Source organism: Marinococcus halophilus (genome assembly GCF_900166605.1).
GTDB classification, from domain to species: domain Bacteria; phylum Bacillota; class Bacilli; order Bacillales; family Marinococcaceae; genus Marinococcus; species Marinococcus halophilus.
In genome coordinates, this window is the sequence record NZ_FVZD01000002.1 from 20,886 (window position 1) to 27,929 (window position 7,044).

The following is a 7,044-nucleotide window of genomic DNA, read 5'->3' on the forward strand; positions in this document are numbered from 1 at the left end:
CTTTTTCTAAAATCATTGTTAATCATAGTTTTTTCTTTACATAATCGCGATTATTAACAGTCATTCATTTCGAATTCATATTCTCTTGAGGATTTGAACCTCTCCTCAGATTAAAAATAAACTGTGGCCAGAGCATCTACAAGCTATTTTCCTTTCATCATTGGACTATGATTTGGAACGCTCTATTAGTTCTATTTTTGTGAAGCTATTTCTCTTTTTGGTGGTTACCAACATTTGCTTCAAAGCTGCAACATTAGAATTTTATAACTATTTTTAGATATTTCACAAGTTGCGCAACGCCAGTGAACCAGTCTCCCGTTCCACTAAATCTATGAATTTGAAATCGAGAAAATTACAAAGGTTAAATGAGTAGCCATATGCGCAATCATTGCAGCCTCAAGTCCCTTGCGCCAATAAAGCCACCCGTAGACGATTCCGCCAAACCCATTTAAGAAGATCATTCGAGCAAAAATAATGGGAGTCATGTCTGCAGCCGCGGCCGTTGCTCCATAATGACCTAGTCCAAAGAGCAACGCAGAAAACATAATACCAATCCATACAATAACAGAGGTCGGTTGAGTTTTGCTGCGTTGAAAGAGTTTCCACATGATAAAGACCACTAGAGTCATTACTCCCCAACGAAGCATGAGTTCTTCAGCAATTCCTCCATACAACAGCCGTGTAGCGAGGTCAAACAAATTAAAAGTCGCCTCCGTACCTAATACGTGCAGGTCATTTGGAACAAAAGGCTGAAGGAAGGAATCTACCGTTACAATGATGACCCCACTTATGATTCCTAAAAGAGCGGAAATCTTATAAATAGCTTTTAATCGACTCATCACAGGCGTGCCATATCGATCTTTTTCATAGATAAAAGAATTGAATCCTGTTCGCTCAGCTAAAAAATGACCAATGAGAAGGCCAGCGATAATAAATAACACGGGGTTAATGAGAGACAGAATAGCGATGATTTTAATTGGAAGTTCTAAGGGAACACCTAGCTCCTCCATTTGCTCGGGAAGTAGTTCTATTTGCATGGGCAGCAAGGAAAAGACTGCCAACACACCAACGAATAGAAAAAATATAAAAGATCGCCATGGTTTTTTAGTTTGCTCCATATTTTCACCTCATTTGTTTTAAAGTTTTTACTGTTTACATATTCTTCACGTCATCGCGATGAGCAGCAGCCGGTAAAATACAAAACAGGCAAAGCCTGCTCTTCAAGCTTTGCCTGTTTCTGCGCACGACTCCCTTACAACAGCGCCAAAAGTCATTCATGACGTAAAAGGAGCGTTCGTTCGACACCAGTTAATACGCCCATTCCGGTAATAACTGTGTTTCCCCAAATGGAATACGCCACGGGCGGTGGCTTATTCGGGGAAATTGGTGGTCCAACCGCAAACGTAAGTCCCTGATAGAACATGGGTCGGGCCACAAGGGATACTCCGTTTCTTCCTCTGTGACATAATGAATGCGTTTAATGCCATACGAGCCGGCGGCTACTTCAATCACTCCGTTTTCGACGGGGAAAACAGCTGGAAGTTTCGAGGAAGCAATATGCCTGCCTTCCCGGTATACATCCGCTCTCGGCTCTTCCACAAAATACTTGCAATCGACCGCATATGTGACCATGGATTATTGATCATTGGGAATGGTGACGTGGAACAAGGAACGAGTAAAGAGATGCCACATCTTATATGGTTTTAATGGATGCCCATCTCCCGCTTGAATCTTTCGCATCTTCCAGCGAAGTATGAAGGTCCCCCTTCCTGGGGTGTTATCTACCCGCATCGCTTATCTTGGCCAGTCGTTCGTTAATCCTCCAACTGACGCTTCTGATACGTCACCCCGGCAATGAACCACAGGACCGCCGTCCAGCCCATGATCCACAACAGAGGTACCACCGCATCCCCCCACGCTCCGCTCTGTTCTACGTGGCGGGCCACCTCCACCAACTGCACATTCGGCAGGTATTCCAGGAAGCTCAACATGGCATAGCGGTCCGCGATTTGTTCGATCATCGAAGAAAAGCCAAACACGAACATGACCGGAAGCAACGCGATGGACGCCTGCACGACCGATGTGGTGAGAAGTCCCAGGAACGTGCCAAGGGCCAGGTAAAAGCCCACCGACAGCCCCATCGCCACGGCCACGATGCCCATATCCGCCGGCTGATAGCCCGAGAGCACCATACATAGCGCCAGCGTGATGGTGGTAAACAGAAACGTTAACAGGTTTTTGCCGACCAGAATGTCCCACGGGGTCGCCGGCGACAGCATGAGGCCGCGAAGGGTATGCTTTTCTTTTTCCTCGGCAATCAACGCGGCTTGGACAAACGTCGCTACAAAAACAAAGGCCATGTTGTAGACCAAATAATGCCCTTCCAGTGGCAGTTGATCCTGCTGACCATAAAACAACGCCAACAAAATCGGCATGATCGCCGTCGTCATCACAAGCAAATTTTTCGATAAATCTTTGACATCTTTCCTAAAAATCGCATACATGCGCGAGATGGCCATCGTTACACCAGCTCCTTTCCCGTGAGACGGACGAAAATCTCTCCCAGGGTCGGTTCCTGGGAATGGATGGCGGCGATCTGTTTCTCCGCCATGTATTCGTATAACTGTTTCGCATAGGCCGGGGTGTTGGCGAGCGTATGGATGTCCCCATTTGTCAGCTCCACCTGAATCATCCCTTCCGAAAACCGCCGTCGCAAATTTTTTGGCGTATCGACTTGCTGGAGGCGTCCCTCGTGAATAAAGGCCACCCGGTCGCATAACGTTTCCGCTTCCTGCATGTCGTGAGTCGAGAGAAAAATCGTGGTCCCCCGTTCATTTAGCGCCCGCAGCCCCTGATGAATGTGCTGGACATTGCCGGGGTCAAGAGCCGACGTCGGCTCGTCGAGCACCAGGAGTTCTGGTTCATGGAGCAGCGTTCGTGCCAGGACGGTCCGCTGAATCATGCCTTTGGACAGCTTGGCGACGGTCTGGCCCCGGGCGTCCTGTAAATGCACGAGCTTCAAGACATCGTCGATTCGTTGCTTGGACACGTCGTACAGCTTGGCATACAGCGCGAGGTTCTCCTCAATCGTCAGCCGTTGATACAAACCACTGTTATCCGTCAACACCCCGAACCGCCGGTAAAAATCGCTTGTGGCTCGCACCGGCAGCGACTGATCGAAGACGCGTACCTCCCCGTCCGTCGCAGCCAATTGATTGGTAATCATTTTAATGGTGGTAGTTTTGCCGGAGCCGCTCGGGCCTAAAAAACCAAAAATTTCGCCCGGCGGCACGTCCATATGCAGGTCGTCCACCGCAACCTTGTTGCCGTACAGCTTGGACACGCCGTGAAGATGAAGAATAGGTGCCATGATGGTGCCTCCTTGTAGGTGATTACCCTCAGCATACGAAGAAACAGCCAGACGCGCATTATATTCCGCACCAGTGGAGCATATCTCGTCCCCAATGATGCCTATACCGATCTTAGCGGGACAATTATTTGATGCCCAGCATCGTCTTTAACGCGGCCATTTTGGTTTTGGATAGGGGAATTTCCGCCTGGGAGGCATCGTTTAACACCAGGGTATAGCTGTTCCGGGTCCAGGTCATGATTTCGCGAACGTTCTGCAGATTCACAATGTAAGAACGGTGACAACGAAAAAAACCGAACGGCTGCAGCCGTTCTTCCAGCTCCGCCAGGGTAAACACCGCCGGAAATGTGTCGCCCTGCACGTGAAGATGCGCCTGCCCCTGCACACTTTCCACAAAATCAATCTCGGTGGGATGAAACAGGACCAGTTTCTCGTTCAGCCGGGACGGAATTTTATCAAATGGTAGCGTTAGTGCCCCATCCCCAGGGGTGCCTGGAGGATCCTCCTTCTCTTCCTCGCTCTGCGTCCGCACCTTTTGCAGCCCGGAGGCCTCTAGTCGATAGATGTCCTCCGCCAGCAACACGGCACTCTCCATATTGCTTGTCAGCAGCAACACCGTGACCCCTTCGTCCTGTAAGCACTGAAACAGCCGGGCCATGATCCGCTTCGTTTCCAGGTCGACGTTTTGATCCGGTTCTTCGAACACCCCCAAGACAGGATGCTGGGCACACAGGCGAATCAATTTCAAACGCTGCTTTTCCGAATAGGTCAGATGCTTGACCCGTGCCCGCGCTCGATCTTTCAGCTTCGTCATGGCCAAGAGCTCGTCCACGGACCACAGGGACCGATGCAATTGCTGGTACAAACGTATCTGTTCCCGGACCCGAAGGCGTCCATAGAGTCCATCGCTCAGCCGGCAAACCCCGATCGCTTGCGTGTAATCCTTTGGGCCTCGCAAGGAGTGGCCGTTCACCGTCACCGTGCCTTCTGAAAGAACATTTTTGCCCAAAAAAGCCTGAAGCAAGACATCGCGAATATGCGTGTGCGTATAGATCGCCAGCACGGATGGCTCGGGCACCTCTAACGTGAAGGATGGAAAGAGCGTGATGCCCTCGTTTTGTTTCTCCCATTGAGACAATGCTAGTATGCCCAACTCGTTTCATCCTTTCGAGAACGTCTTATCTCTCTTGGCTTTAAGCATACAAAAAAATAGCTCTGAACGCGATATACTTTACATAGGGAGGTAGAAATGAGGGTATGGGTATCATTCGTTCAACATAACGGCCCATATCGGAAGTTATAAACCATAGAAGCTATAGCTCTTTATTAACATGTTAGTATAGCAACTATAGTCAAATAAAATTCACGTTAGAAAACAATTTAAAATACGCGTTTTCAATGAGCTAGTGTTTTTCATTAATGAATGTGCTATATTTGCCATAGAGATTTTATATCAGCCATATTAGTTAGCATAGTTGCTATATCAATAAGTATGGCTGCTATAGAAAGAGGTGATATAGCTGATATGGAAGTAGAATATCGAATTAAACATTTAGCAGACGATTTAAACATTTCTTCATCTGCAGCTAGAAAATATTATGCAATGGTTGAGGAACAGCGTTCTAAAAAGTTCGAACGAAATAGACATGGATATGTAATATTCAATCAGCAAGACGTCGCTCTTTTCAGGAAAATGCTCGAATACAGAGATGAGTATGAATTTAAGCTCCAAGATGCTATTAAATATGCTATATCTGCCATAGATGGTGAAGAGGCCTCAGAAGAGGTTGTTTCTAATAATGATAACCCTATGGATTCTTTAAAATTTCTTAGTAAAGAAGTACATCGACTAAATAATTTACTCGAATCTCAACAAGAGGAAGCTTCTAGAAGAGAAGATATGCTTTTGAAAATTGTTCAACAACAGCAAGAGTCTATTTCTCGCATTGAAAACAAATTGGATGAGCGAGAAGAAACCAAACAAATAGTAGAAAGTTCCGAAGACGAAACTGAAGAAGCCTTTGAAGATCAAAAGGAACTATCGCTAGAAGATGATGATACACAAAAAGAAGTGCCAGAAAAGAAGAAAAGTTTCTGGGTTAAACTGTTTGGTGGTTAATAAAAAAGAAGTCGCACCTGAAGGGTTACGACTTCTTTACAAGGGATGGCTATATGTACTAAATAAAGCCAAATTACAGTTTACTTTAGGTTGGTAACATTTTCAAATAAGTTTGCCTAAGCAATTTAAGTACGTTAATATATATCTAATAACATAGAAAGAAGCCAGTGCTGGTAACACTGGCTTCGGTCGGGGCTCCCCCAACAAAAAAGGTAAAGATGATTCTGTCTGACAGCAGAATAGTTATTTAAGTAGATTCTAACACATATGAAAATACGTGCAAGTATTTTATATCTGCTCAAATTCTATTTCGATACTTATGACAGCTAGCAAGTAACGGGGGAGCTCTTTATCTAAAAACAGATAGGAGCTTTTTATTATGTCTAATTATTACAATATCTATGAAGAATTTCGTTTAAAACATGTTCAAATCCCTAAAGTATTTTTTACCAATAAAGAATATAGCAGCATGAGAAATGATTCTAAAATTGCGTGGGCTATTCTCGCCGATAGATTTAACTTGTCCATAAAAAATAACTGGTTTGATGATGACGGAAACATTTACTTTATTTATACCAATGAGGATCTGGCTAGAATTCTCAATATGAGTAAACGCAGCATTGTAACCATAAAAAAAGAATTGATTGAGAATGATCTATTAGAACAAGTAAAAGTAGGTCAAAATAAACCAAATAAACTTTATATTAAAAAGCCAGTGGTAGAAAAAGAAGATGTTTATGAAATTCAAAAACAAGAATCAGATATAGGATCTGAACCCAGTAATGACAAGGAAGTGCAAAATTTGCATCCCCAGGGAAGTGCAAATTTTGCATCTCCGGAAGTGCAAAATTTGCACCCTAGTAATACTGAAGTTAATAATACTGAGGTTAATAATACTGACATTGTTAACAAGAACGTTGACAATATTTCATTCAATTATCCAAAAACGCCTCAGATCGAAAATGAATATATTCAAGAAGGCTTATCCCCTGAAGTCATTCAACGAGTCAAAGAAGAAATCGCCAACAAACAAGAACAGGTCCGTCATTACGAAGCGTATCTGCGAACATGCCTGGACAATACCTTACATAAGCACCGACTAAAACGAGACATGATTGACCAGCCGTACCCGCATTTACCAGATGATCATCCGCTGAACTATAACTGGCTGCAGCATGAATCATAAAAAAACCATAGAGGAGGGATAATTCGATGGCAGGGACCATTTCCAAGATTAATCGAAGTGTGAAACAGTTGGAAAAAGAATTAACAGCCATCGGGTTTAGCGTCCAGGTCGAGGGAGCTTCCGATGGCATGACGCAGTACCTGATGGTGAATGAAGGCCAGGTTCCAGGTATTACAGTGAGTGATCGTCGATCCAAGGGAAAAAAACATGCTCAGTGGGCCGCCGAAGTTGTGGTCACAGCTCCCACCGAGACGTATGAAATCAATACCTATAAGGATCCGGAAACCAAGCAGTCGTTTACCCATTATGTCTTTTCCTCCCACAAAGCGAACAAGATCCCGAAACTCTGGAAGGGTTTTAGCGAAGAGA

Annotated in this window: 8 protein-coding genes; 3 read left to right on the top strand and 5 right to left on the bottom strand. The window is 44.9% G+C overall.

Annotation, left to right across the window (positions count from 1 at the left end; all coding sequences use genetic code 11):
* Positions 1-329: 329 nt before the first annotated feature.
* The 5 genes from B5066_RS00150 to B5066_RS00170 form a co-directional block, all read right to left on the bottom strand.
* Complete coding sequence (locus B5066_RS00150; protein WP_079473952.1) at positions 330-1,118, bottom strand: CPBP family intramembrane glutamic endopeptidase; 789 nt, start codon at positions 1,116-1,118, stop codon at positions 330-332.
* Between the two features lie 190 nt (positions 1,119-1,308).
* Positions 1,309-1,632: a hypothetical protein gene (locus tag B5066_RS00155; protein ID WP_079473953.1), complete on the bottom strand. Its 324-nt coding sequence runs from the start codon at positions 1,630-1,632 to the stop codon at positions 1,309-1,311.
* A 182-nt stretch (positions 1,633-1,814) separates the two neighbouring features.
* A complete protein-coding gene (locus tag B5066_RS00160; protein ID WP_079473954.1) occupies positions 1,815-2,519 on the bottom strand; it encodes an ABC transporter permease in 705 nt (234 codons plus the stop codon).
* Positions 2,520-2,521: 2 nt separating this feature from the next.
* Complete coding sequence (locus B5066_RS00165; RefSeq protein ID WP_079473955.1) at positions 2,522-3,370, bottom strand: ABC transporter ATP-binding protein; 849 nt, start codon at positions 3,368-3,370, stop codon at positions 2,522-2,524.
* Positions 3,371-3,494: 124 nt separating this feature from the next.
* Positions 3,495-4,523 (bottom strand): LytTR family transcriptional regulator DNA-binding domain-containing protein, encoded by a 1,029-nt coding sequence (locus tag B5066_RS00170; protein ID WP_079473956.1) that lies wholly within the window; start codon positions 4,521-4,523, stop codon positions 3,495-3,497.
* Between the two features lie 372 nt (positions 4,524-4,895).
* Here B5066_RS00170 and B5066_RS00175 point away from each other — a divergent pair, with 372 nt between their 5' ends.
* The 3 genes from B5066_RS00175 to B5066_RS00185 all read left to right on the top strand — a co-directional run.
* Positions 4,896-5,489, top strand: coding sequence for a hypothetical protein (locus B5066_RS00175; RefSeq protein WP_079473957.1), 594 nt, complete (start codon positions 4,896-4,898; stop codon positions 5,487-5,489).
* Positions 5,490-5,868: 379 nt separating this feature from the next.
* The gene (locus B5066_RS00180; protein ID WP_079473958.1) at positions 5,869-6,675 is read left to right on the top strand and encodes a replication initiator protein A; all 807 of its coding nucleotides are present in this window, start codon (positions 5,869-5,871) and stop codon (positions 6,673-6,675) included.
* Between the two features lie 26 nt (positions 6,676-6,701).
* On the top strand, positions 6,702-7,044 hold a 343-nt coding region (locus B5066_RS00185), incomplete at its 3' end, for a hypothetical protein (protein ID WP_143745357.1).

Bases quoted from the DNA above. Each gene is read 5' to 3' on its own strand.
- B5066_RS00150 (WP_079473952.1), bottom strand. From the start codon at position 1,118: ATGGAGCAAACTAAAAAACCATGGCGATCTTTTATATTTTTTCTATTC.
- B5066_RS00155 (WP_079473953.1), bottom strand. From the start codon at position 1,632: ATGGTCACATATGCGGTCGATTGCAAGTATTTTGTGGAAGAGCCGAGA.
- B5066_RS00160 (WP_079473954.1), bottom strand. From the start codon at position 2,519: ATGGCCATCTCGCGCATGTATGCGATTTTTAGGAAAGATGTCAAAGAT.
- B5066_RS00165 (WP_079473955.1), bottom strand. From the start codon at position 3,370: ATGGCACCTATTCTTCATCTTCACGGCGTGTCCAAGCTGTACGGCAAC.
- B5066_RS00175 (WP_079473957.1), top strand. From the start codon at position 4,896: ATGGAAGTAGAATATCGAATTAAACATTTAGCAGACGATTTAAACATT.
- B5066_RS00180 (WP_079473958.1), top strand. From the start codon at position 5,869: ATGTCTAATTATTACAATATCTATGAAGAATTTCGTTTAAAACATGTT.